Source organism: Enterobacter cloacae complex sp. ECL414 (assembly GCF_021869685.1).
Lineage (GTDB): Bacteria > Pseudomonadota > Gammaproteobacteria > Enterobacterales > Enterobacteriaceae > Enterobacter > Enterobacter kobei.
In genome coordinates, this window is the sequence record NZ_CP091481.1 from 3,191,502 (window position 1) to 3,217,464 (window position 25,963).

The 25,963-nt window shown below is 55.8% G+C and carries 22 protein-coding genes; 14 read left to right on the top strand and 8 right to left on the bottom strand.

Features of this window, described 5'->3' with window-relative positions:
- Positions 1-57: 57 nt before the first annotated feature.
- A complete protein-coding gene (locus L3068_RS15340; RefSeq protein ID WP_117581197.1) occupies positions 58-1,104 on the top strand; it encodes a YeiH family protein in 1,047 nt (348 codons plus the stop codon).
- A 64-nt stretch (positions 1,105-1,168) separates the two neighbouring features.
- Positions 1,169-2,026 (top strand): deoxyribonuclease IV, encoded by an 858-nt coding sequence (gene nfo, locus L3068_RS15345; RefSeq protein WP_117581195.1) that lies wholly within the window; start codon positions 1,169-1,171, stop codon positions 2,024-2,026.
- A gap of 45 nt (positions 2,027-2,071) precedes the next feature.
- Here nfo and fruA read toward each other — a convergent pair whose 3' ends face one another.
- From fruA to fruB, 3 genes are read right to left on the bottom strand one after another with little or no spacing between them, the layout of a single operon-like run.
- Positions 2,072-3,763, bottom strand: coding sequence for a PTS fructose transporter subunit IIBC (gene fruA / locus L3068_RS15350; RefSeq protein WP_045280979.1), 1,692 nt, complete (start codon positions 3,761-3,763; stop codon positions 2,072-2,074).
- Between the two features lie 16 nt (positions 3,764-3,779).
- Positions 3,780-4,718: a 1-phosphofructokinase gene (gene fruK / locus L3068_RS15355; RefSeq protein WP_008500936.1), complete on the bottom strand. Its 939-nt coding sequence runs from the start codon at positions 4,716-4,718 to the stop codon at positions 3,780-3,782.
- Positions 4,718-5,848 (bottom strand): fused PTS fructose transporter subunit IIA/HPr protein, encoded by a 1,131-nt coding sequence (fruB, locus tag L3068_RS15360; RefSeq protein ID WP_023330930.1) that lies wholly within the window; start codon positions 5,846-5,848, stop codon positions 4,718-4,720. Before fruB ends, fruK begins: the two co-directional genes overlap by 1 nt.
- 361 nt (positions 5,849-6,209) lie before the next feature.
- On the opposite strand from fruB, the gene setB reads away from it, so the two are divergent.
- A complete protein-coding gene (setB, locus tag L3068_RS15365) occupies positions 6,210-7,391 on the top strand; it encodes a sugar efflux transporter SetB (RefSeq protein WP_047027536.1) in 1,182 nt (393 codons plus the stop codon).
- On the opposite strand, the gene L3068_RS15370 is transcribed toward setB, so the two are convergent.
- On the bottom strand, positions 7,388-7,642 hold the full coding sequence (locus tag L3068_RS15370; protein WP_023330932.1) for a YkgJ family cysteine cluster protein: 255 nt from the start codon (positions 7,640-7,642) through the stop codon (positions 7,388-7,390). The two genes, setB and L3068_RS15370, sit on opposite strands and share 4 nt — an antisense overlap.
- A 161-nt stretch (positions 7,643-7,803) precedes the next feature.
- Between L3068_RS15370 and yeiP the strand changes: the two genes are divergently transcribed.
- Positions 7,804-8,376, top strand: a complete 573-nt coding sequence (gene yeiP / locus L3068_RS15375) for an elongation factor P-like protein YeiP (RefSeq protein ID WP_014884579.1) — start codon at positions 7,804-7,806, stop codon at positions 8,374-8,376.
- Positions 8,377-8,493: 117 nt separating this feature from the next.
- Here the strand turns inward: yeiP and uxuA are convergent, their stop codons facing one another.
- Positions 8,494-9,684 (bottom strand): mannonate dehydratase, encoded by a 1,191-nt coding sequence (uxuA, locus tag L3068_RS15380; RefSeq protein WP_117580828.1) that lies wholly within the window; start codon positions 9,682-9,684, stop codon positions 8,494-8,496.
- 205 nt (positions 9,685-9,889) lie between these two features.
- Here uxuA and L3068_RS15385 point away from each other — a divergent pair, with 205 nt between their 5' ends.
- The 9 genes from L3068_RS15385 (at position 9,890) to yejF (ending at position 21,482) form a co-directional block, all read left to right on the top strand.
- Positions 9,890-11,356 carry a mannitol dehydrogenase family protein gene (locus tag L3068_RS15385; protein WP_117580826.1) on the top strand — a complete coding sequence of 489 codons (1,467 nt, stop codon included), beginning with the start codon at positions 9,890-9,892 and terminating at the stop codon, positions 11,354-11,356.
- A 123-nt stretch (positions 11,357-11,479) separates the two neighbouring features.
- Positions 11,480-12,466, top strand: coding sequence for a CobW family GTP-binding protein (locus L3068_RS15390; protein ID WP_117580825.1), 987 nt, complete (start codon positions 11,480-11,482; stop codon positions 12,464-12,466).
- Between the two features lie 33 nt (positions 12,467-12,499).
- Positions 12,500-13,213 carry a phosphatase PAP2 family protein gene (locus L3068_RS15395; RefSeq protein WP_014884583.1) on the top strand — a complete coding sequence of 238 codons (714 nt, stop codon included), beginning with the start codon at positions 12,500-12,502 and terminating at the stop codon, positions 13,211-13,213.
- Between the two features lie 415 nt (positions 13,214-13,628).
- Positions 13,629-14,198: a bifunctional murein DD-endopeptidase/murein LD-carboxypeptidase gene (mepS, locus tag L3068_RS15400; protein WP_014884584.1), complete on the top strand. Its 570-nt coding sequence runs from the start codon at positions 13,629-13,631 to the stop codon at positions 14,196-14,198.
- Between the two features lie 127 nt (positions 14,199-14,325).
- Positions 14,326-15,882, top strand: a complete 1,557-nt coding sequence (pdeN, locus tag L3068_RS15405) for a cyclic di-3',5'-guanosine monophosphate phosphodiesterase PdeN (protein WP_236904722.1) — start codon at positions 14,326-14,328, stop codon at positions 15,880-15,882.
- Between the two features lie 74 nt (positions 15,883-15,956).
- A complete protein-coding gene (locus L3068_RS15410; RefSeq protein ID WP_117580823.1) occupies positions 15,957-17,762 on the top strand; it encodes an extracellular solute-binding protein in 1,806 nt (601 codons plus the stop codon).
- A gap of 9 nt (positions 17,763-17,771) precedes the next feature.
- Complete coding sequence (locus L3068_RS15415) at positions 17,772-18,866, top strand: microcin C ABC transporter permease YejB (protein WP_032636009.1); 1,095 nt, start codon at positions 17,772-17,774, stop codon at positions 18,864-18,866.
- Positions 18,866-19,891, top strand: coding sequence for an ABC transporter permease (locus tag L3068_RS15420; protein ID WP_014884588.1), 1,026 nt, complete (start codon positions 18,866-18,868; stop codon positions 19,889-19,891). The genes L3068_RS15415 and L3068_RS15420 overlap by 1 nt, the downstream gene beginning before the upstream one ends.
- Position 19,892: 1 nt before the next feature.
- On the top strand, positions 19,893-21,482 hold the full coding sequence (gene yejF / locus L3068_RS15425; RefSeq protein ID WP_014884589.1) for a microcin C ABC transporter ATP-binding protein YejF: 1,590 nt from the start codon (positions 19,893-19,895) through the stop codon (positions 21,480-21,482).
- A 3-nt stretch (positions 21,483-21,485) separates the two neighbouring features.
- On the opposite strand, the gene L3068_RS15430 is transcribed toward yejF, so the two are convergent.
- The 3 genes from L3068_RS15430 to rsuA form a co-directional block, all read right to left on the bottom strand.
- Positions 21,486-21,830, bottom strand: a complete 345-nt coding sequence (locus L3068_RS15430; RefSeq protein WP_014884590.1) for a YejG family protein — start codon at positions 21,828-21,830, stop codon at positions 21,486-21,488.
- 279 nt (positions 21,831-22,109) lie between these two features.
- Entirely contained in the window at positions 22,110-23,306 is a 1,197-nt protein-coding gene (locus tag L3068_RS15435) for a Bcr/CflA family multidrug efflux MFS transporter (RefSeq protein ID WP_050862909.1), read from the bottom strand.
- A gap of 15 nt (positions 23,307-23,321) precedes the next feature.
- The gene (rsuA, locus tag L3068_RS15440) at positions 23,322-24,029 is read right to left on the bottom strand and encodes a 16S rRNA pseudouridine(516) synthase RsuA (RefSeq protein ID WP_014884592.1); all 708 of its coding nucleotides are present in this window, start codon (positions 24,027-24,029) and stop codon (positions 23,322-23,324) included.
- A 151-nt stretch (positions 24,030-24,180) separates the two neighbouring features.
- Here rsuA and radD point away from each other — a divergent pair, with 151 nt between their 5' ends.
- Positions 24,181-25,941 (top strand): DNA repair helicase RadD, encoded by a 1,761-nt coding sequence (radD, locus tag L3068_RS15445; protein ID WP_045281821.1) that lies wholly within the window; start codon positions 24,181-24,183, stop codon positions 25,939-25,941.
- Positions 25,942-25,963 lie beyond the last annotated feature (22 nt).

A 25,963-nucleotide genomic window follows, 5' to 3' on the forward strand; every position in this document is an offset into this window, starting at 1 on the left:
TCAATTTTATTTTTAAGCCAGATCGCCGTAACCTTTAGCCAGACAAAGGAGAAGGTTATGTCAGAACTCACCTTACAACATCATCGTACAGTGTGGCACTTCGTGCCGGGTCTCGCGCTCAGCTCCGTCATCACCGGTGTGGCCTTATGGGGCGGCAGTATACCGGCAGTGGCCGGTGCCGGGTTTAGTGCATTAACGCTGGCTATTTTGCTCGGCATGGTGGTCGGGAATACCGTCTACCCGCACATCTGGAAATCCTGCGACGGGGGCGTCATTTTCGCCAAACAACATTTATTACGTCTGGGCATTATTCTTTACGGCTTCCGCCTGACCTTTTCGCAGATTGCGGATGTCGGCGTGAGCGGGATTGCCATTGATGTCCTGACCCTTTCGAGCACCTTTATGCTGGCGTGCTTTATCGGCCAGAAGGTGTTTGGCCTGGACAAGCAGACCAGCTGGTTAATTGGCGCAGGCAGCAGCATTTGCGGTGCGGCAGCGGTACTGGCAACGGAACCGGTCGTTAAAGCTGAAGCCAGTAAAGTGACGGTGGCCGTCGCGACGGTGGTCATCTTTGGTACGCTGGCGATCTTCCTTTATCCGGCTATGTATCCGCTGGTGGCGCACTGGTTTAGCCCGGAAACCTACGGCATCTATATCGGTTCGACGATGCACGAGGTGGCGCAGGTGGTCGCAGCAGGTCACGCCATCAATCCGGAAGCGGAAAATGCCGCGGTCATCGCCAAAATGCTGCGCGTCATGATGCTGGCCCCGTTCCTGATTTTCCTGGCCGCGCGGGTTAAGCAACTGGCTCCGGCAGGTGGCAGCGAGAAAAGCAAAATCACCATTCCGTGGTTTGCGATCCTGTTCATCGTGGTCGCTATCTTTAACTCGTTCCACCTTCTGCCAAAAGCGGTCGTGGATATGCTGGTGACGCTGGATACGGTGCTGCTGGCCATGGCGATGGCGGCTCTGGGTGTGACCACGCACGTCAGCGCCCTGAAAAAAGCCGGCGCAAAACCGCTGCTGATGGCGCTGGTGCTCTTTATCTGGCTGATTGTGGGCGGCGGCGCGATTAACCTCGCCGTACACAGCCTGATGGCATAAACCCTCTCGTCGTTCTCCTGTTAACCCGTTATGATAAGCGTTTCGGGTTAACAGGAGTCTTTTTATGAAATATGTTGGAGCGCACGTCAGCGCTGCAGGTGGCCTTGCAAACGCCGCCATTCGCGCCGCCGAAATCGAGGCAACCGCTTTCGCCCTGTTCACCAAAAATCAGCGCCAGTGGCGCGCCGCACCGCTCACCACCGACGTGATTGATGATTTCAAAGCCGCCTGTGAAAAATACCACTACGGGCCGGGCCAGATCCTTCCCCACGACAGCTATCTGATTAACCTCGGTCATCCGGTTCAGGAAGCACTGGATAAATCCCGCGAGGCGTTCCTTGATGAAGTGCAGCGCTGTGAACAGCTGGGGCTGACGCTGCTGAACTTCCATCCGGGTAGCCATCTGATGCAGATCGACGAAGACGCCTGTCTGGCGCGTATTGCTGAGTCCATCAACATCACCCTGGAGAAAACCAACAGCGTGACCGCGGTGATCGAAAACACTGCCGGTCAGGGCAGCAATCTCGGTTTTAAGTTCGAACATCTGGCGGCGATCATCGACGGCGTGGAAGATAAATCCCGCGTGGGCGTGTGCATTGATACCTGTCACGCGTTTGCGGCTGGTTACGATCTGCGTACAACCGAGGCAACGAAAAACACGTTCGATGAGTTTGAGCGCATCGTGGGTTTCAAGTACCTGCGCGGTATGCACCTCAACGATGCGAAAAGCGCCTTTGGTAGCCGGGTTGACCGCCACCACAGCCTGGGCGAAGGCAATATCGGTCACGATGCATTTCGCTTTATTATGCAGGATGCCCGTTTCGACGGTATCCCCATGGTGCTGGAAACCATCAATCCGGATATCTGGGCGGAAGAGATCGCGTGGCTCAAGGCACAGCAGACCGCTGAACAGGCGGCATAAAAAAAGCCGGGTTGCTTAGCACCCGGCTTTTTTGTTGCTTATCGCTTACGCTGCTTTTGCAACCACTTCCGCTTCCGGACGTTTCAGCACCGCGTAAGAGAGACCCGCCACCAGCGTACCGGCAATGATTGCCAGCAGGTAACCCAGTACCGGGGTGATTGCGCCTGGGATCAGCAGGACGAACAGACCACCATGTGGTGCCATCAGCTTCGCGCCAATCGCCATGGAGATGGCCCCCGTCACCGCACCGCCCACGATACAGCATGGCAGTACACGCATTGGGTCACGCGCCGCGAACGGGATTGCACCTTCGGTGATGAAGCACAGACCCAGCACCAGCGCCGCTTTACCACCTTCCTGCTGCGCTTTGTCGAACTTACGACGGGCGATAATGGTCGCCAGGCCGAGCGCCAGAGGTGGCACCATACCGGCCGCCATGATCGCCGCCATCGGCGCGTAAGTCTGGGTACTCAGCAGGCCAACGCCAAACGCGTATGCCGCTTTGTTCACCGGACCGCCCATATCGGTACACATCATACCGCCGAGGATTGCGCCCAGCAGAACCGCGTTCGCCGTACCCATGGTTTGCAGCCAGTGGGTCAGACCCGTCAGGATGCCCGCTACCGGTTTACCGATGAGGTAAATCATCGCCAGACCCACCACCAGGCTGGAAATCAGCGGGATGATGAGAATCGGTTTCAGCGCTTCCATACTCTGCGGCAGCTTCAGCTTCGAGCTGATCAGCTTCGCGACGTAACCGGCCAGGAAACCGGCAATGATACCGCCGATAAAACCGGAACCGGTGCTGACGGCCAGCATACCGCCGATAAGACCCGGCGTCAGGCCAGGACGGTCAGCGATGGAGAAAGCGATAAAGCCTGCCAGAACCGGCACCATCAGCGCGAACGCTGAACCCCCGCCGATCTGCATCAGCGCAGCCGCAAGCGTACCTTCTTCTTTAAATGCTGTAATACCAAACGCAAACGAGAGCGCGATACACAGACCACCCGCCACCACCATCGGCAGCATGTAAGACACACCCGTCAGCAGGTGACGGTAGGCCCCCGCAGACTCTTTCTTCCCTTCGGTGGCGGTTTTAGCCGCACCGGTAGCCTGGTAAGGTTTGGCTTCCGCCAGCGCTTTATCAAATTCCTGAGCGGTCTTTTTCAGCGCCAGGCCGGTTGAGGTGCGGTACATCGGCTTACCGGCAAACTTCGCCAGATCGACTTCGATATCGGCCGCCACAATCACCAGATCGGCTTCCGCCACTTCTTCCGGGGTGATAGCGTTACCGGCACCCACGGATCCACGGGTTTCGACTTTTACCCACCAGCCGCGTTTTTTCGCTTCGGTTTCAATGGCTTCAGCCGCCATAAAGGTATGCGCTACCCCAGTTGGACACGCCGTTACCGCCACAATACGTTTCGGCCCGGTGGCCGCAGCCGCGGTCGGTGCTGTCGCGACAGGTGCGCTGTAAACCGACGCGTGGCCTTTCGCTTCACTCAGGAACAGTTCTGGATGTGCCACCGCGCGATTAATGTCGCCCAGCCACACTTTTTTGCCGTTCAGCGCACTGTCCGCAGGGATTTTATCACCCAGAACAATCGCCAGTTCAGCATCACCCGGGTTATCAATGATGTCCAGGTGTGCTTTTTGTGCCGCCGCGCCCAGCAGGGTCTTCGCCATATAGGCGCGAGCCTGTCCGAGACCGGAGTCAATGATCAGCAGCGTTTTCATTATTCCTCTCCTGCTGTTAGTTAAAAGGTTTTAAGTCAACGCGCGCCATCATCGCGGCTAACTGGGTACGATCGGTAATACCGACATTGCTCTGGCTCACGGCCAGGGCTGCAACGGCGGTGGCAAGACGTAACGTATGTTCACTGGATTCACGCATCAGCAGGCCGTAAATCAGGCCGCCAACCATCGAATCCCCAGCGCCAACGGTACTCACAACTTCCATTGACGGCGGTTTGGCAATCCATTCGCCAGAAGCGTTAACCCACAACGCGCCTTCTGCACCCAGCGAGATCACGACGTGAGCGATACCCTGCTCACGCAGCGCATGGGCTGCATCAATCACATCTTTTAATTCTGGCAGCTTACGGCCAGCCCAAATCTCCAGTTCGCGGCGATTCGGCTTCACCAGCCATGGAGACGCTTTCAGACCCGCAACCAGTGCGTCACGGCTGCTGTCGAAAATAATGCATGGGCACTGGCTACGCAGGCGCGTCATCCAGTCGGTAAACGCTTCCGGGCTCACGCCGGACGGCAGGCTGCCGCTGACGCACACCATGTCGAACTGACCGAGCCAGGTGAGGGAGTCGTTAACAAAGCGCTCCCAGTCTGACGGGGTGACTTCGAAGCCAGAGAAGTTCAGGTCGGTTACTTCACCGTCTTTCTCCGTCAGCTTGACGTTGATACGGGTACGGCCCTGAACGACCTGGAAGCGGTTAGCAATGCCCAGCTCGCTGAACAGCTGCTGGAAACCGTCCTGGTTATCTTTACCGAGGAATCCACCCACGGTGACATCGATACCGAGATCCTTGAGCACTTTCGCGACGTTAATCCCTTTGCCCGCAGCATGCAGGCCAGTGGTACGCACGAGGTTTACTTCGCCGCGCTCAATCTCCGGGCAAAACCCCACCAGGTCATATGCCGGGTTCAGCGTAATAGTCGCAACACGTCTGCTCATTATGCGCCCTCCCCCAGACCTGCCGCGATGGCGTCGCCAATCGCTTTCAGCGCCTGTTCAGCATCAGCACCCTGCGCGGTGAAACGCAGACGGTGACCTTTCTTCACGCCCAGCGCGACCACTTTCATCAGACTACGGCCGTTGGCCGGTTTGCCCGTACCATCAAGGTTAGCCACGGTGATCTCACTTTCGAATTGTTTAATGGTATTCACCAGCATGGTGCCTGGACGGGCGTGCAGGCCGTGTTCGTTACGTACCACGAACTCAGCGGTCAGCAGGTCATCCGTCAGCGCATCATCACTGGTCAGCAGAGCCAGCACGGTGGCAGCATCCGCGTTCAGCAATTTTTCAGCTTTATTATTCAGCAGCAGATCGCCCAGACGCTTCAGCACCGACACTGGCTGCTCATCGTTCATCGCCACGGTGACCAGCATGGCGGCAGGCTCACCCTCAACGTCAAACGCTGTGGCTGCACGGCTCACCGCGATAGCACTGCGCAGGTTGCCTTCAGCACTGTCGTTCAGCCAGATACCCTGGCCAAGATTCAACGGTTTGTCGTTAATCACGCGCGTCACAAAGGTGGCATCAGCCGCCCCGGCTTCTTTAAGACGACCCGCGTTCAGCGCCTGCAGCGTGACCAGATCCGAAGCCACAACATCCAGCGTCAGCGTGTCATTATCCAGTTTCAGCGCTTCACTCTGTTTTTCACCCATCAGCAAGGCACGCAGCTCTTCAGCGGTTGTCGCTGACTTCAGCTGTTCTGCCACGGCGTCATCACTCAGGACATGCGTTAGCTGACGCAGCAGACCCAAATGTTCGTCGCTGCTGGCCGCGATGCCGATAGCCACATATGCTACCTGACCTTCGCCCCAGAGCACGCCCTGCGGGAACTGATAAACCTTCACGCCGGTTTTCAGCACCTGGTCGCGGGTGTCTGTTGTACCGTGCGGAATGGCAATCCCATTACCGAGGAAGGTGGAGGTCTGCTGCTCGCGCGCCAGCATACCGTTTACGTAGCCATCCGCGACGTTGCCTGCCTGCACAAGGGCAGCGGCGACCTGACGAATAGCCTCTTCTTTATCCCCGGCCTGAGCGCCTGGGTGAATATCCTGAACAGATAACTGGAACATGGTTCTCCTCTCCTGCTGAAAGTGAATCGTTTCAGCTTACATGAGAAAAAATACGCTAGCCTGCTCCGTTTGCTAAAACAAGATAGCGCTGAAACGTTTCAAAAAGTCTTGCGCTTTCTGCAATGTCTTGCAAGAAAAGTCGTATTTCCGATCTCAGAATTTAGAGATGCAGCACATTTCTTCCGCATTCAGCTGAATTTTGCTGAAGTTCAGCAAATCAGTTTCAGCTAAGTTCAGCCAGCAGGGTGAGAAGTTGAAATGCCATTTTGATTTTTCGTGGCATCATTGACCTCGCCCACTGTTTATTTTTTAGCTAACGGCGTAAACTCCGCCCCTCTCTGTTACTCGCTAATTATAAAACATGCATAACACCCCTGCGGCCACCTCGCCGAAGCCCTTCGATTTGACGTCAACGGCGTTCCTGATTGTTGCCTTCTTCACGGGCATTGCTGGCGCGTTGCAAACCCCAACGCTGAGCTTATTCCTGACCAACGAGGTTCACGCCCGTCCTGCGATGGTTGGCTTCTTTTTTACCGGGAGCGCCATTATCGGCATCCTGGTAAGCCAGTTCCTGGCGGGCCGTTCCGACCGAAAAGGCGATCGTAAAAGCCTGATCGTTTTCTGCTGCCTGATGGGCGTCCTGGCCTGCGTTTTGTTTGCATGGAACCGTAGCTACTTCATTTTATTGTTCGTGGGGGTTTTTCTGAGCAGCTTTGGCTCAACCGCCAACCCGCAGCTGTTTGCCCTCGCCCGCGAGCATGCCGACCATACCGGGCGTGAAGCGGTGATGTTCAGCTCGGTCCTACGTGCTCAGGTGTCGCTGGCGTGGGTGATTGGCCCGCCGCTGGCTTACGCGCTGGCGATGGGGTTTGGCTTTACGGTGATGTACCTGAGCGCGGCGGTCGCGTTTGTGGCGTGCGGTGCGATGGTGTGGTGCTTCCTGCCGTCAATGCGCAAAGAGCCCAAAGTGGCGACAGGCGTTCTGGAGGCCCCGCGCCGTAATCGTCGCGATGCCCTGCTGCTGTTTATTATCTGCACGCTGATGTGGGGCACCAACAGCCTGTATATCATTAACATGCCGCTGTTTATTATTGATGAACTGCATCTGCCGGAGAAACTGGCCGGCATAATGATGGGCACCGCTGCCGGTCTGGAGATCCCGACCATGCTGATAGCGGGCTATTACGCGAAGCGTTTCGGAAAACGTTTTTTGATGCGCATCGCGGCCGTCGCCGGGCTGCTGTTCTACGTCGGTATGCTGACGGTCCATACGCCGGGGCTGCTGCTGGCTTTACAGCTGCTGAACGCCATCTATATCGGGATTCTGGCGGGGATTGGCATGCTCTACTTCCAGGATCTGATGCCGGGCCAGGCAGGCTCAGCGACCACCCTTTATACTAATACCACGCGCGTGGGCTGGATTATTGCAGGCTCCATGGCCGGGGTCGTTGCTGAGATCTGGAACTACCACACGGTGTTCTGGATTGCGCTGGTGATGTGTACGCTGACCATTGGCTGTCTGGCGAGAATCAAAGACGTTTAAGGCGCGGTGAGCGCTTCCAGCTCAAGCAGATAGAGCATCGCCTGCGCACGCGAACTGCCACACATCTCGACCCCAGGCTGTAGCCCGGAGCAGACCTTCGGGCGCAGGGGCGAACCAAAGATCATACACAGGTTGGATTCAGAGAGCTGAACACAGCGGGTATTGGCGGGCTTGCCCTCCGGCATTCCGGGTATCGGGCTTGAAATGGACGGAGCGGTACAGCACGCGCCGCAATCTGGACGACAATCCATACATGCTCTCTCAGTGACGAAGCCCGTGCAGTCGGGCATCGGGCGCACAGTAACACCTTTTGTGCGTTGATAGCAAAAGCCACGAATTCCGCTTGCCTGAAAGGCCGCGCACGAGTAATTTGGCGCGATATTTTTTACCTCCCGTAAACAGGATTATTGCAATGCCAAGAGCGAACGAAATTAAGAAAGGTATGGTACTGAATTACAACGGCAAACTGCTGATTGTGAAAGACATCGACATTCAGGCTCCCAGCGCCCGTGGTGCTGCCACGCTGTACAAAATGCGTTTTGCCGATGTGCGTACCGGCCTGAAAGTGGAAGAGCGCTTTAAAGGTGACGATATTGTCGATACCGTGACCCTGACCCGTCGCTATGTTGATTTCTCTTACGTCGACGGCAACGAGTACGTGTTCATGGATAAAGAAGATTACACCCCGTATATCTTCACCAAAGATCAGATTGAAGAAGAGCTGCTGTTCATCCCTGAAGGTGGTATGCCTGACATGCAGGTTCTGACCTGGGATGGCGTGCTGCTGGCGCTGGAACTGCCTCAGACCGTCGATCTGGAAATCGTTGAGACGGCACCTGGCATCAAGGGCGCATCCGCAAGTGCCCGCAACAAACCTGCCACTCTGACCACCGGTCTGGTTGTGCAGGTGCCGGAATACCTCTCCGCAGGCGAGAAAATCCGCATCCATATCGAAGAAAAACGCTATATGGGTCGCGCTGACTGATAGCGGCGTTTGTCGGGTGGCGGCTTCGCCTTACCCGACCTACAAAAACACAAAAACCGGCTCTCAGGCCGGTTTTTTTGTAGGCCCGGTAAGCGTAGCGCCACCGGGCAACAGAGCTTAAAGAAGCTCCGGGTATTTCGTCATCTTCAGCGCCAGCTCAACGCCGCGCACTTCCGCCATCCCTTTCAGTCGGCCTATCGCCGAATAGCCAGGGTTGGTTTTCTTGCGCAGATCGTCCAGCATCTGGTGCCCGTGGTCCGGGCGGAACGGAATAGGACGGACATCGCCAGCCTGCTTACGACGCGCCTCTTCTGCCAGGATGGCATCGACCACCGCGACCATATTGACGTCTCCGCCCAGGTGCGCGGCTTCGTGGAAGGTCTTAGGATTATCCTCCCGGCAGGTCGCGCGCAAATGCGTGAAGTGAATGCGATCGCCAAAGGCTTCAATCATCTGCACCAGGTCGTTATCCGCGCGAACACCGTAGGAGCCCGTACACATGGTAAAGCCGTTATAGATGCTGTTGACCGTCTCTTTCAGCCACTGCATATCTTCGATAGTGGAAACGATGCGCGGCAGACCGAGGATAGGACGCGGTGGATCGTCCGGATGCACGGCCAGACGCAAGCCGACTTCTTCCGCAACCGGTACGATAGCGCGCAGGAAATAAGCCATGTTTTCACGCAGCTGGTTCTTATCAATATCGCCGTATTCCGCCAGACGCGCGCGGAACTGGTCCAGCGTGTATCCCTCTTCTGCGCCCGGCAGGCCCGCAATGATGTTGCGGGTCAGCTTTTCAATATCCGCTGCACTCGCGTCATTAAACCATTGAAGCGCCTGCTGCTGCTCTTCAGCGGTGTAATCCGCGTCGGCGCCAGGGCGTTTCAGGATGTGCAGCTCAAATGCCGCAAAGGCAATCTGGTCGAAACGCAGCGCTTTTGAGCCGTCCGGCATCGGGTATTCCAGATCGGTCCGCGTCCAGTCCAGAATAGGCATGAAGTTATAGCAAACCGTATCAATGCCGCAGGCCGCCAGGTTGCGAATGCTCTGCTGGTAGTTCGCAATCCAGGTCTGGTAATCCCCGGAATGGGTTTTGATATCTTCGTGGACCGGAATGCTCTCCACGACAGACCAGGTTAATCCCTTCTCCGCCAGCAGCGCCTGGCGCTGTTGAATTTCCTCAACCGGCCAGACCTGGCCGTTAGGAATGTGATGCAGCGCCGTCACGACACCCGTTGCGCCAGCCTGACGCACATCATCAAGAGAAACCGGATCGTTCGGCCCGTACCAACGCCAGGTTTGTTCCATTGCCTCACCCTCTAAAGTTGTTATACCAATATGTGTTACTGCAATGACGACTACCATACATGTTTAGCGTACAGGGTCAACATACCGCCACACGTTGATTGATCTAACTCACAGAACGGGGATATTTACGGCTCACCAATTTTATTTGCTGTCATATAACTTTACACTGGCATTGTTAATTAATGGTTAATCAGGTGTGTATTTCATGAAGACAATTGCCTCCACCTCGCTTCCTGCCCATGTTCAGCAACCTCGCTACGATCGCAAGCAATTACGCTCCCGGATCGTCCATTTTGGCTTTGGCGCATTTCACCGCGCGCACCAGGCGCTGTTAACAAACCGGGTGCTGAATGAAAAAGGCGGCGACTGGGGGATTTGTGAGATTAGCCTCTTTAGCGGTGATGTGCTGATGGGCCAGCTGCGCGCGCAGGATCATCTGTTTACCGTGCTGGAGAAAGGTGCTGAAGGAAATCAGCCAATCATTGTCGGCGCCGTTCATGAATGCCTGAATGCAAAGCTTGACTCCCTGTCCGCCATTATTGAGAAATTTTGTGAGCCCCAGGTGGCGATTGTATCGCTCACCATCACCGAGAAAGGCTACTGCATCGATCCCGCGACCGGTAAGCTGGATCGACAAAACGCGCGGATCCAGCACGACCTGGACAACCCCGCCGAACCGCATTCTGCGCCTGGGATCCTGGTCGAGGCGCTACATCGCCGCCGCGAGCGAGGTTTGCCAGCGTTTACCGTGCTTTCCTGTGACAATATTCCTGACAATGGCCACGTGGTGAAAAATGCCGTGCTTGGCATGGCGCAGAAACGTTCCCCGGCCCTGGCGGAGTGGATCGAAGGCCACGTGAGTTTTCCGGGCACGATGGTCGACAGAATTGTTCCCGCGGCGACGGAGGCCTCGCTTGCAGAAATCGCCGATGCGCTCGGCGTCGACGATCCGTGTGCCATCAGCTGCGAGCCGTTTATTCAGTGGGTGGTGGAAGATAATTTTGTTGCCGGGCGTCCGGAGTGGGAAGTGGCAGGTGTCCAGATGGTGCAGGACGTTCTGCCGTGGGAGCAGATGAAATTACGCATGCTCAACGGCAGCCACTCTTTCCTGGCGTATCTGGGATACCTCGCCGGGTACGCGCATATTAATGAATGTATGGAGGATGCCGCCTTCCGTGAAGCCGCCCGGCGGTTAATGCTGGAGGAGCAGGCGCCTACGCTGCGTATAAAGGATGTGGACCTGACCGCCTATGCCGACAGCCTGATTGCGCGCTTCGCCAACCCGGCGCTGCAACACCGGACCTGGCAGATTGCGATGGACGGTAGCCAGAAACTGCCGCAACGGATGCTGGATGGCATCCGCATCCACCTTGAGCGAAATACCGACTGGCCTCTTCTGGCACTGGGCGTTGCCGGCTGGATACGGTACGTCAGCGGTACCGACGAACGCGGCAACGCGATTGATGTTCGCGATCCCCTCAGCGATAAAATTCGCGCGATTGTCGGGGCCAGCCACGACGCTGACCGCGTTAACGCGCTGCTGGGGCTGAGCGAGGTCTTTGGCCACGATCTCCCCCAGAATAGCGTATTTGTTGAGGCGGTAAGCGAGGCATACGCGCGCATCACCCGCCGCGGCGCCCGTCAGGCTGTTATAGAAACGTTAAATATTTAACGATTATTGCGCTTAACGCGAACGGACGTCGCCTCCGTTCGCCCTTCCCCTTCTCATTGGGTACGTTTTTCGCCAGGATAAGAGAATAGTGTTATAGCATCACAATTCTCGTCTGGAGTGCATGTGACCAAAACGAACCTCATCACCGGTTTTCTCGGCAGCGGTAAAACCACCTCAATTCTCCATCTGCTGGCGAATAAAGATCCTGCAGAAAAATGGGCCGTACTGGTCAATGAATTTGGCGAAGTGGGCATTGATGGTGCGCTGCTGTCAGAGAGTGGCGCAATGATTAAAGAGATCCCCGGCGGGTGCATGTGCTGCGTCAATGGCCTGCCGATGCAGGTCGGGCTCAATACGCTGCTGCGTCAGGGTAAACCGGACCGCCTGCTGATTGAGCCTACCGGTCTGGGCCATCCGAAGCAGATCCTCGATTTGCTGACCGCACCGGTCTACGAGCCGTGGATCGATCTGCGCGCCACCCTGTGCCTGCTCGACCCGCGTCTGCTGCTTGATGAAAAAGCGGTGGCCAATGAGAACTTCCGCGATCAGCTCGCCTCGGCGGACGTTATTGTCGCTAATAAAGAAGATCGCGCCACGGCGGAAAGCCAGGCCGCGCTTGAGGCGTGGTGGCAACATTTCGGCGGCAATCGTACCCGCGTGCAGACCACCCAGGGAAAAATCGATAGCGCCCTGCTCGACCTGCCTCGCCAGAATCTGGCGGAACTCCCGGCCAGCGCAGAGCATGCTCATCACCATCCCGTTAAACAGGGACTGGCGGCGCTTAGCCTGCCAGAGCACCAGCGCTGGCGACGTAATCTGAACAGCGGCCAGGGATATCAGGCCTGCGGATGGATTTTCGATGCCGATACGGTTTTCGACACCATAGGCATCCTTGAGTGGGCCAGACTTGCGCCGCTTGATCGCGTAAAAGGCATTATGCGCACGCCAGACGGGCTGGTGCGGATCAACCGTCAGGGCGAGGATTTCTTTATCGAAACGCAAAACGTCGCGCCGCCGGATAGCCGAATAGAGTTAATTAGTGCGGTTAACGCCGACTGGAATGCCCTGCAGTCCAGCCTGTTGAAGCTTCGTTTAAGTTCAGGCGGCTAACGTTGCCCCAGTTTTCACTCTATGCTGAACGTTATGACAACTCGATTTCCCCTGATATTACTGCTTAATGTCGCCGGTCTGGCGCTCTTTTTCTCCTGGTATATCCCGGCGAATCACGGTTTCTGGTTCCCGCTGGATTCAGGCCTGTTTCATTTCTTCAACCAGGCGCTGGTGAAGAGCGATGCGTTCCTGTGGCTGGTGGCAATCACCAACAACCGCGCCTTCGACGGCATTTCCTTGCTGGCGATGGGTGGTCTGATGCTCTCTTTCTGGCTCAAAGAGGATGGCACAGGGCGTCGCCGTATCCTGATCATCGGTCTGGTGATGCTTCTGGCTGCGGTGGTTATTAATCAGCTGGCGCAACATCTGATGCCGGTAAAACGCGCCAGCCCGTCGCTCTCTTTCCCGAATATTTACCGCGTCAGCGAATTGCTGCATATTCCAACGAAAGATGCGTCGAAAGACAGTTTTCCGGGCGATCACGGCATGATGCTGCTTATTTTTTCGGGTTTCATGCTGCGCTATTTCGGCAAGAAGGCATTCACTATTGCCCTGCTTATTGTGGTGATATTTGCCTTCCCGCGCGTGATGATTGGCGCTCACTGGCTGACGGATATTGTCGTGGGTTCTCTTTCAGCAGTGCTGATTGGTCTGCCGTGGGTGCTGATGACCCCCTTGAGCGATCGCCTGATTGCCGTTTTTGATCGCTATCTCCCGCGCAGAAAGCAACAAGTATTAAACAAATAACTACCGTTTTTTAACGTTAACCGTCAGGGATCATTGCGATCCCTGATAGATCACGTCCCCCGATCCTTTCACGCTGTCATATTCTCGTCATCGTATTCATGATAAAAATGAAGCAATTGCGCGATAACGCTGCGGATCTGCCGCTATTTTGAGCAATTGCCCATTTTTACTTTCTGTATCACAATTTCTTATAAAAAAAACGGTTTTTTTACTCGCAATACCCCAGGCAATCGGTTAATCTCGAACTCGTTTTGCCCCATAGGGATAATTATTTCGATGGTGAATAATTTTGTGCGCTGTGCCACAAATGTCATCAGAAACAATTGTCTCATTGTGTACAGATAATTAGTCTCGTCACGTTTGGCATTTTTATAACGATATTTGTCGTTAAGGACTTCAAGGGAAAATAAACAAAATGGTCAAATCTCAACCGTTTCTGAGATATATCTTACGGGGGATCCCGGCGATAGCAGTCGCGGTACTGTTATCTGCATGTAGTACATCGAACACCGCAAAGAATATGCATCCTGAGACGCGTGTTGTGGGAACGGAAGATTCCTCTTCACTGCAAGCTTCTCAGGATGAATTTGAAAATATGGTACGTAATCTGGACGTGAAGTCCCGTATTATGGACCAGTATGCTGACTGGAAAGGCGTGCGTTATCGTCTTGGCGGCAATACTAAAAAAGGTATTGACTGTTCCAGTTTTGTACAACGTACGTTCCGTGAGCAATTTGGATTAGATCTTCCGCGTTCGACCTACGAACAGCAGGAGATGGGCAAGTCAATTTCCCGCACCAAGCTGCGCACCGGTGACTTAGTTCTGTTCCGTGCTGGTTCAACAGGTCGACACGTTGGCATTTACATTGGTAATGACCAGTTTGTACATGCCTCCACCAGCAGCGGCGTCACCATCTCCAGCATGAACGAACCGTACTGGAAGAAGCGCTACAACGAAGCGCGCCGCGTACTGACACGCAGTTAATATCATGATTGTATCGCTGGTTATCCCTTGGCTGGCGATATAATAAAAAAAAGCACTGCTTAGGCGGTGCTTTTTTTTGCCCGTTACACTGAATATAATCAGCGGCAATTCAGGAATCACGACGTTTATGCTCACCCGCTACTTCGCCAGTCATCGCAAGATACTGTTCTTCAGCATTATTACCGGCCTGATCGCGGCTATCCTACTGGGATCATTGCAATTTTTCTGGAGCTACCATAAGCGGGAAATCCGATTCGATACGCTAATTAAGGATGTGAGCATCTACATGGAGAACTATTTCGAGGAGCTGAAAACCTCGATCGACGTACTCCAGCCGCTCACGCTGAATAATTGCCAGGACGTTAACGCGGAGCTTACCTCGCGCGCGGCCTTCAGCATCAACGTGCGCGCCTTTCTGCTGGTCAGAAACAAAATGGCGTTCTGCTCGTCAGCCACAGGGCCGATGAATACGCCGATGGAGGAGCTGATACCCGAACTGCACATCAACAAGCAGATTGATATCGCACTGCTGCCCGGCACGCCCATGCTGCCCAACAGACCCGCCATTGCCATCTGGTATCGTAATCCGTTAGTGGAGGACGGCGGCGTATTCACCTCGGTGAATCTCAACCTGACGCCGTACCTGCTTTATACCGCGCGCCAGGAAGAGTTTGCCGGCATCGCGATTATCATCGGCGACAATGCATTATCCACCGCCTCAAGCACCCTCGTCAGGGCGCGTGATTTACATCAAACGCCTGCGCGCACCGCGACGCTCACAGAGGTCCCTCTGACCATCAAACTGTACGCCAGGGAGTGGACGAGCGACGAGATCCTCTTCGCCCTGTTCTTCGGACTGTTATGCGGGATTGCGGCAGGGTCGCTTAACTTCTACATCCTCACCCTGCGTCTCAACCCGGGCAAAGAAATTCTGAGCGCCATCAAGCGCGGTCAGTTTTATGTGGTTTATCAGCCAGTGGTGGATACGGATGCACTTCAGATGCGGGGCGTTGAAGTGCTGATGCGCTGGAAACACCCGACCATGGGTGAGATCCCACCGGACGCCTTTATCAATTTTGCCGAAGCGCAAAAACTGATTGTCCCGCTGACGCTGCATCTGTTTGACCTCATCATTCGCGATGCGCCGGTGTTACAAACCGTGCTGCCGCCGGGCGCAAAACTGGGGATCAATATCGCGCCGGGGCATCTGCATGCGGAAAGCTTCAAAGATGATATGCGCACCTTCAAAAGCTTACTGCCGCCAGATTACTTCCAGATCGTGCTGGAGATCACCGAGCGCGACATGCTTAACCATCGGGAAGCCAGCAGCCTCTTCGAATGGCTACATAACGAAGGATTCGAAATCGCCATTGATGATTTCGGTACCGGCCACAGTGCGCTGATCTATCTTGAACATTTCACCATGGACTACCTGAAAATCGACCGTGGGTTTGTCAACGCAATTGGCACCGAAACCGTCACCTCTCCGGTGCTGGATGCTGTGCTGACGCTGGCAAGAAAGCTGAATATGTTAACCGTTGCGGAAGGGGTGGAAACGCCGGAACAGGCAGCCTGGCTGCGTGAGCATGGCGTCCACTTCCTACAGGGATACTGGATTAGCCGTCCTATGCCGCTGGAACAGTTCCGTACCTGGCAAAATAAGGTGTCGTCTCAGGCCGAATAATTTCACATTGCCTGTGACGTCACTTATTATTCAGCTTAACTGAGCCGGTCTGTAAAAAAGGGAGCCGCCGCGAGATGTTTATGCGCTTCATGTTGCTTTTGTTGGTATTAGCAAGCCTGTCGAGCCAGGCGCAAACCATCAAAGAAAACATCGCGTTCGCCGTGATTGGCGAGCCAAAGTACGCGGTCAATTTTACGCACTTCGATTACGTCAATCCTGCCGCCCCCAAAGGCGGAAAGGTCACGCTCTCCGCCACGGGAACATTTGACAACTTTAACCGCTTCGCCCTGCGTGGCGTCGCGGCGGCGCGAACGGAATCCCTTTACGATACGCTTTTTGTGACCTCCGATGATGAACCCGGCAGCTACTATCCGCTGATTGCTGATAATGTCCGCTATGCGGATAACTTCGCCTGGGCCGAAATTTCGCTCAACCCCCGGGCCCGTTTTCACGATGGCTCGCCGGTTAAGGCCAGCGACGTGGCCTTTACGTTTCATAAATTTATGACCGAAGGCGTACCCCAGTTCCGCATTGTGTATAAAGGCGCAACGGTGCGCGCCATTGCCCCCCTGACCGTGCGCATTGAGCTGAGCGAGCCGAATAAAGAGAATATGCTCAGCCTGTTTTCGCTGCCGGTTATGCCTGAATCGTTCTGGAAAAAGCATAAGCTCAGCGACCCGCTCTCCACGCCGCCGCTGGCCGGCGGCCCCTACCGCATCACCGACTGGCGCATGGGGCAGTACGTGGTCTATTCCCGGGTGAAAGATTACTGGGCGGCAAACCTGCCGGTAAACCGTGGGCGCTGGAATTTCGACGCCCTTCGCTATGATTACTACCTTGACGATAATGTCGCATTTGAAGCGTTCAAAGCGGGCGCCTTCGATTTACGCGTGGAGAGCAGCGCGAAAAACTGGGCAACCCGTTATATCGGCAAGAATTTCGCGAAAGGCTATATCGTTAAAGACGAGCATAAAAACGAATCCGCCCAGGACACGCGCTGGCTGGCGTTTAATATTCAGCGTCCGGTATTCGCTGACCGCCGCGTTCGGGAAGCGATTTCCCTGGCCTTTGATTTTGAATGGATGAACAAAGCGCTGTTTTACGGGGCTTACAGCCGTGCGAACAGCTATTTCCAGAATACGGAATATGCCGCGCGTGATTATCCGAAAGCCGACGAACTGGTTCTGCTGGCCCCGCTGAAGGCGGAAGTGCCGCCGGAGGTGTTTACCACGGTCTTTCAGCCCCCGGCCTCAAACGGTGACGGCTACGACCGCGACAACCTGCTTAAGGCCAGCAAGCTGCTGGATGAGGCGGGCTGGCACCTTAAAAATCAAAAGCGCGTGGATGCCAAAACGGGTAAGCCTCTCAGCTTTGAGCTGCTGCTCTCATCCGGGGGCAACGATCAGTGGGTACTGCCGTTTAAGCACAACCTGGAGAGACTGGGGATTACCATGAACATTCGCCAGGTCGATAACGCGCAGATCACCAACCGCATGCGCAACCGTGATTACGACATGATGCAGCGTCTGTGGCAGGCTCAGCCGTGGCCGAGCTCGGACCTGCAAATTTCCTGGGCTTCCAGCTACATTGACTCCTCATACAATGCGCCAGGCGTAAAAAGCCCGGCGATTGATGCGCTGATTGCGAAAATTGTGGCGGCGCAGGGCGATAAAGAAAAACTCCTGCCGCTCGGCCGTGCCCTCGACAGGGTCTTAACCTGGAACTACTACATGCTGCCCATGTGGTATATGGGCGAAGACCGTCTGGCTCGCTGGGATAAATTCTCCGTACCTGCCGTGCGCCCTGTCTACTCGCTGGGCTTTGACACCTGGTGGTATGACGTCAATAAAGCCGCCAGACTGCCCGCTGAGCGGCGATAAGGAATCATCATGGGTGCCTATCTGATTCGCCGTCTGCTGCTGGTCATTCCCACGCTGTGGGCCATCATCACCATTAACTTTTTTATCGTGCAAATCGCCCCCGGCGGCCCGGTCGATCAGGCGATTGCTGCTATTGAGTTTGGTAACAACGGCGGTATGCCCGGCGGCGGCGGCGAAGGCATGGGCGCGAGCCATGCGCGTACCGGCGTGGGGAATATCAGTGAAAGCCACTATCGCGGCGGGCGCGGGCTTGATCCTGAGGTGATCGCCGAGATCACCCACCGCTACGGCTTCGATAAGCCCATTCACGAGCGCTATTTCAAGATGCTCTGGGATTATATCCGCTTTGATTTTGGCGATAGCCTGTTTCGCAGTGCGTCAGTGTTAACGTTGATCAAGCAAAGCCTGCCGGTTTCGGTCACGCTGGGGCTGTGGGGAACGCTGATTATCTACCTGGTCTCTATCCCGCTCGGGATCCGTAAAGCGGTTTACAACGGCAGCCGCTTCGATATCTGGAGCAGCACCTTCATCATCATCGGCTATGCCATCCCGGCGTTCCTGTTTGCCGTCCTGCTGATCGTCTTCTTTGCCGGGGGCAGCTATTTCGACATCTTCCCGCTACGAGGTTTAGTCTCCGCCGATTTCAGCACGCTGCCGTGGTATCAGAAAATCACCGACTATCTCTGGCATATCACGCTGCCGGTTCTGGCAACGGTGATCGGTGGGTTTGCCGCTCTGACCATGCTGACCAAAAACGCGTTTCTCGATGAAATCCGCAAGCAGTATGTTGTCACGGCCCGCGCCAAAGGGGTCAGCGAGAAGCAGATTATGTGGAAACACGTCTTCCGCAACGCCATGCTGCTGGTGATTGCCGGATTTCCCGCCACGTTCATCAGTATGTTTTTTACCGGCTCACTGTTGATAGAGGTGATGTTCTCGCTCAACGGTCTGGGGCTGCTGGGCTATGAGGCCACCGTGTCGCGTGACTATCCGGTGATGTTTGGCACACTCTATATTTTCACCCTGATTGGCCTGCTGCTGAATATCGTCAGCGATATCAGCTATACGCTGGTCGATCCCCGAATTGATTTTGAGGGCCGCTGATGCCGCGTTTAAGCCCCGTCAACCAGGCCCGCTGGGCCCGTTTTCGCCACAACCGTCGCGGCTACTGGTCGCTGTGGATTTTTGCCGTCCTGTTTGTCCTGAGCATGTGTTCGGAGCTTATCGCCAACGACAAACCGCTGCTGGTGCATTTTAACGACCGCTGGTATGTGCCGGTGCTGGCTAACTACAGCGAAAGCGACTTTGGTGGCCCGTTTGCAACACCGGCGGAGTATCAGGATCCGTGGCTGCGCCAGCAGATTGAGCAGCACGGCTGGGCCCTCTGGGCGCCGGTGCGTTTTGGTGCGAACAGCATAAACTTTGCCACCACGACCCCCTTCCCTTCCCCGCCCTCGACGCAAAACTGGCTGGGGACGGACGCTAACGGTGGCGATGTGCTGGCACGCATTCTCTATGGCACACGGATTTCAATTCTCTTTGGGCTGATGCTGACACTCTTCTCCAGCGTGATGGGCGTGGTGGCGGGTGCCGTTCAGGGCTACTACGGCGGGAAAATTGACCTGTGGGGCCAGCGTATCATCGAAGTCTGGTCCGGTATGCCAACGCTATTTTTGATCATCCTGCTGTCCAGCGTGGTACAGCCGAACTTCTGGTGGCTGCTCGGCATCACCGTTCTGTTCGGCTGGATGGCGCTGGTAGGTGTCGTGCGGGCGGAGTTCCTGCGCACCCGTAATTTCGACTATATTCGCGCCGCGCAGGCGCTTGGGGTGAGCGACCGGGGGATCATCTTCCGCCATATGCTGCCTAATGCCGTCGTGGCCACGCTCACCTTCCTGCCGTTTATTCTGTGCAGCTCCATTACCACCCTCACCTCGCTGGATTTTCTGGGCTTTGGCCTGCCGTTGGGCTCACCGTCGCTCGGCGAACTGCTGCTGCAGGGCAAGAATAACCTTCAGGCACCGTGGTTAGGCATCACCGCCTTTCTTTCCGTGGCCGTGCTGCTTTCGCTGCTGATTTTTATTGGCGAAGCCGTGCGCGATGCCTTTGACCCCAATAAGGCGGTATAAGATGACCCAGCCTCTTCTCAGTATTGATAACCTGTCGATTGCTTTCTCGAAACAGGGTGAGACGCGCACCGTGGTCACCGATTTGTCGCTGCAGATCCAGCGCGGTGAAACGCTGGCCCTGGTGGGGGAATCCGGTTCAGGTAAGAGTGTTTCAGCGCTCTCTATCCTGCGGCTGCTGCCTTCACCACCGGCGAGCTATCCGCAGGGGGATATTCTTTTTCACGGCAGTTCACTGCTTCATGCCGACGAACATACCCTGCGCGGTATTCGCGGCAATAAAATTGCCATGATCTTCCAGGAGCCCATGGTCTCTCTCAACCCCCTGCATACCCTGGAGAAACAGCTCTATGAAGTCTTGTCTCTGCACCGGGGCATGCGCAAAGAGGCTGCGCGAGGGGAAATACTGGATTGTCTTGAACGGACGGGCATACGCAATGCGGCCAAACGGCTGAATGATTTTCCGCATCAGCTCTCCGGCGGTGAACGCCAGCGAGTGATGATTGCCATGGCTCTGCTCACCCGGCCCGAACTGTTAATTGCCGACGAGCCGACGACGGCGCTGGACGTGACGGTGCAGGCGCAAATATTGACGCTGCTGCGGGAGCTGCGCGACGAGCTGAACATGAGCCTGCTTTTTATCACGCACAACCTGAGTATTGTGAAAAAGCTGGCGGACAGCGTCGCGGTCATGCAAAACGGCCGATGCGTTGAACAGAATAGCGCATCCACGCTGCTAAACGCGCCACAGCACCCTTATACGCAACGTCTGCTCAACAGCGAACCTTCCGGCGACCCGGTTCCGCTCACGGCGGACAGCACTCCGCTGCTGCGCGTTGAGGATTTGTCCGTCTCCTTCCCGATCCGCAAAGGCATTCTGCGGCGTATCGTCGACCCAAACCCGGTCCTGAAAAATATCCGCTTCTCGCTGCGTCCCGGTGAATCCCTGGGGCTGGTGGGCGAATCCGGTTCGGGTAAAAGCACCACCGGTCTGGCACTGCTGCGCTTAATTGCCTCTCAGGGCGAGATCCTTTTTGACGACATGCCGCTGCACCGCTGGAACCGCCGCCAGATGCTGCCGGTGCGCCCGCGTATGCAGGTGGTGTTTCAGGATCCCAACTCCTCGCTTAACCCGCGCCTCAGCGTGTTGCAGATTGTCGAAGAGGGTTTGCGCGTTCACCAGCCCGGCCTGAACGCGCAGCAGCGTGAGCAGGAGGTCATACAGGCGATGGCCGAAGTGGGCTTAGATCCCGATACCCGTCACCGTTATCCGGCGGAATTTTCCGGCGGGCAGCGCCAGCGTATCGCCATCGCCCGTGCGCTGATCCTGAAACCGGAGCTGATTATTCTGGATGAACCCACCTCCTCTCTGGACAGAACCGTCCAGGCGCAGATTCTGGCATTGCTGAAAGGGCTACAGGAAAAGCATCGGCTGGCCTATATCTTCATCAGCCACGATCTGCAGGTGGTACGGGCGCTATGCCATCAGGTGATTGTTTTGCGACAGGGTGAGGTGGTCGAACAGGGGGAATGCCAGCGCGTTTTTACTGCGCCAACGCAGAGCTACACGCGCCAGCTGCTGGCAGCAGACTAGCGCTCAGAACGGGTACTGGCCGGAAAAAGGCTCAGCAATCGCAACGCCAAAGTTTTTCAGACGGCAGGTGGCGGCAAATTCATCCTGGCTTTTAACAAACAGGCACGGCTCGCCTTCGCACTCCAGTACGGAGCTGTCCACTTCGATATCCGTCAGGGCCTGACTGAGACGCTCCATCACCCGCCACGCATTTTCGTCGCTTGGGCTCAACAGTTTGAGCGCCACGAGGCAATTGTCACTGCCCGCGCCGTTTTGCGGAATCGGTTCAACTTTCGAACCTGCAAAACCCGCCGACCAGCGATAGCTCTGGGGCAAGCGATGGACAATGGAGAGTTGTAATGTATTCACGTTCGTTCCCCGGAAGCAAAATTTACTTCACAATTTATTTACATTTATAGTAACACATCATCGCTAACCTGCACTATTCAGCGCTTTTTTATCGGTATAGAGGTTCGCGTCGGCGCTATATGTACCCGTTTCTGCGATCTAACTCAACCTTTTTGAATACAATGATGTGACTTTTTACATAAATAGATTTTACATAAAATAAACAAACACGGGATAAACGAACGCGGGTTTGGTTGATATGTATCAACAAAAAAGGCCCTGTCGGGCCTTATCTGCTCATCAATGAGCCGCTTTCCGTGGCCGGCTGGCATAAAGACAGAAGAGGACGGAGCTGGTTGCGCAAAACGCCATCGCCCATAGCATAGGCCAGGCCGTGGTGAAGGTCGCCATAGACAGTAATGCCCCGACGATGGCGCCAATGCCGAAGCGGAACGTCCCCGCCAGTGACGATGCGGTTCCCGCCATATGCGGGAATTCATCGAGGATCACCGCCATCGCATTTGAGGATATCATCGACACGCAGCCCACAAAGGCCGCCACGCCAATCACCAGCGCCCAGAAGCCCACGCCCAGGAATGCACTGACCACCAGCCAGACAGCTATCACAAACTGTATCCACAGCCCGGCGCGGAACATGTTCAGCGCGCCGACCCGCCGGACAAAGCGGCTGTTAATAATAGTCAGTACAAACAGGAAGACGATATTGAGCGCAAAATAATAGCCGAAGTGCTGCGGAGAAACATGGTTCAGCTCGATATAAACAAACGGCCCGGCGCTCAGGAAGGAGAACATCCCGGCGAAGCTGAACCCGCTTGCCAGCATATAGCTCAGCACGCGCTTGTGGCGAAACAGCGAGGCAAAGTTACCTATTGTGGTGCGAATGTGGAATTTCTGGCGGTGCTCGGCAGGAAGCGTTTCATCAATAAAGAAGAAAATCATTGCAGAGGCCAGCAGTGCAGCCAGCGCCAGGATCCAGAAAATCGCATGCCAGCTAAACCACACCAGAACCGCCCCACCGGCCATCGGAGCCATCAGCGGCGCAATCGTCGTCACCAGCATGACAAACGACATCATGCGGGAGAACTCTTCTTTCGGGTAGATATCACGCATCAGGGCGTTGATCACCACACTCGCTGCAGCAGCGGCCAGACCGTGCAAAAATCGCATGAAAATCAGATGATCGATGGTTTGCGCCAGCGCGCAGGCCACCGCCGCCCCGGCAAAGACCAGCGTTCCGCCCAGAATAACCGGTTTGCGCCCCAGGCTGTCGGCCATCGGGCCGTACAATAACTGGCCGAGAGCAAAGCCGAGAATATAAGTGCTGAGCGTCATCTGTGCGCTGCCTGCCGGTACGCCAAACTGCGCGGAAATGACCGGCAGCGCGGGCAGATACATATCTATAGACAGCGGCATCAACATGGCCAGCAGGCCAAGAATGAAGACAATTTTGAACGACGAGTGTGGCCTGGTGGTCACAGAAATCTCCTGAAATTAGTGCGAAGGCAGACCGACGCTGGCGATCTCTTCTTCCGTCAGCGGGCGATATTCGCCAGGCGCCAGGTCGGGATCGAGCGCGATTGCGCCAATACGTTCGCGATGCAGACCGACAACGCGGTTACCCACTGCGGCAAACATGCGTTTAACCTGATGGTAACGCCCTTCGCTGATGGTAAGACGGACTTCCGTCGGCGTGATCACGTCCAGCACCGCCGGTTTAGTCAGGTCTTTTTCATTATGCAGCTGAACGCCTTTCGCGAATTGCTCTGCCGTGTCATCCGCAACCGGCGACTCCAGCGTGACCAGATAGGTTTTCTCGCAGTGGTGACGTGGGGAAGTAATACGGTGTGACCACTGCCCGTCGTCGGTCATCAGCACCAGCCCGGTGGTGTCGATGTCGAGGCGGCCCGCGGCATGCAGCTTATGTGCCACCGGTTCGTCGAGGAAATAGAGTACCGTCGGGTGATCGGGATCGTCCGTTGAGCAGACGTAGCCTTCCGGCTTGTGGAGCATGAAGTAGCGCGGGCCGTTCTGCTGGGTCAGCGGATTGCCGTCGTATTCAACCTGATGCTCAGGTTGAAGTTTGAAAGCGCTGTCTCTCACAATGTCGCCATCCACGGTAACGCGGCTGGCGCGAATTTCGCGCCCGGCAATAGCGCGGCTTACGCCGAGTTGCTGAGCGATAAACTTATCAAGTCGCATGAAATCTTTTTAGCCTTAATGGTGCTGGAAGTCGGACCGTGCGTCCGAAAAAGAAGCAGTCAGGAACGGTTCAGTATAATGGTCTGGTTGCGCCACTCAAGGGAAAAAGTTTCGTGGCATACTATATGCGGATTAACGAAACTGAGACACCATGACTTTTACACTTCGTCCCTATCAGCAGGAAGCCGTTGACGCCACCCTCGCCTGGTTTCGCAAACACCGGGAACCGGCGGCGATTGTCCTCCCGACCGGCGCAGGCAAAAGCCTGGTCATTGCCGAGCTGGCCCGCCTGGCGCGTGGCCGCGTGCTGGTGCTGGCGCACGTCAAAGAGCTGGTCGCGCAAAACCACGCCAAGTATTGCGCGCTGGGGCTGGAGGCCGATATTTTCGCCGCCGGGCTCAAGCGTAAAGAGAGCCACGGTAAGGTTGTCTTTGGCAGCGTGCAGTCGGTCGCCCGCAACCTGGATCTGTTTCGCAGCGAATTTTCGCTGCTGATTGTCGACGAGTGTCACCGCATCAGCGATGACGACGACAGCCAGTATCAGCAAATCCTCACGCACCTGAAAGAGGTGAACCCTCACTTACGCCTGCTGGGCCTGACGGCAACCCCGTTTCGCCTGGGCAAAGGCTGGATTTACCGCTTTCATTATCACGGCATGGTGCGTGGCGATGAAAAAGCGCTGTTCAGCGACTGTATCTACGAACTTCCGCTGCGCTACATGATTAAACACGGCTACCTGACGCCCCCCGAGCGGCTGGATATGCCGGTGGTACAGTACGACTTCAGCCGGTTACAGGCGCAGAGCAACGGCTTATTCAGCGAAGCGGATCTCAACCAGGAGTTGAATAAGCAAAAGCGCATAACGCCGCATATCATCAGCCAGATTGAGGAGTTTGCCGCGACGCGCAAAGGGGTGATGATCTTTGCCGCGACAGTCGAGCACGCGCGAGAAATTACCGGACTGCTCCCCGCTGACGACGCTGCGTTAATTACCGGCGAAACGCCCGGCCCTGAGCGTGACAGACTGATTGAGGCGTTTAAAGCCCAGCAGTTCCGCTATCTGGTGAATGTTTCCGTGCTAACCACCGGTTTTGACGCCCCGCACGTCGACCTGATTGCGATTTTGCGCCCGACGGAATCCGTCAGCCTGTATCAGCAGATTGTCGGTCGTGGTCTGCGCCTGGCACCGGGCAAAACTGACTGTCTGATCCTCGATTACGCCGGTAACCCGCACGATCTTTACTCTCCCGAAGTGGGCACGCCAAAAGGCAAAAGTGACAACGTGCCGGTACAGGTGTTTTGTCCAGCCTGCGGGTTTGCCAACACCTTCTGGGGGAAAACCACCGCCGACGGCACGCTGATCGAACACTTTGGCCGCCGCTGTCAGGGCTGGTTTGAAGATGATGACGGGCATCGCGAGCAGTGCGATTTCCGTTTTCGTTTCAAAAACTGTCCACAGTGCAACGCCGAAAATGACATTGCCGCCCGCCGCTGCCGTGAGTGCGACACGGTGCTGGTCGACCCGGACGACATGCTGAAAGCGGCGCTGAAGCTGAAAGATGCGCTGGTGCTGCGCTGTTCCGGCATGGCCTTACAGCCGGGCGCGGATGAAAAAGGCGAGTGGCTAAAAATTACCTATTACGACGAGGACGGCGCTGACGTCAGCGAGCGGTTCCGGGTACAGACGCCAGCCCAGCGCACGGCATTTGAGCAACTGTTTATCCGCCCGCATACCCGCACGCCTGGCGTGCCGCTGCGCTGGATCACCGTGGCAGATATCGTGCATCAGCAGGCGCTGCTGCGCCATCCGGATTTTGTTGTCGCCCGCAAGAAAGGCCAGTTCTGGCAGGTACGTGAGAAGGTCTTTGACTATGAAGGTCGCTATCGTCGGGCAAACGAATTGCGTGGTTAGCAGGACTTTTCATTGATGTGAG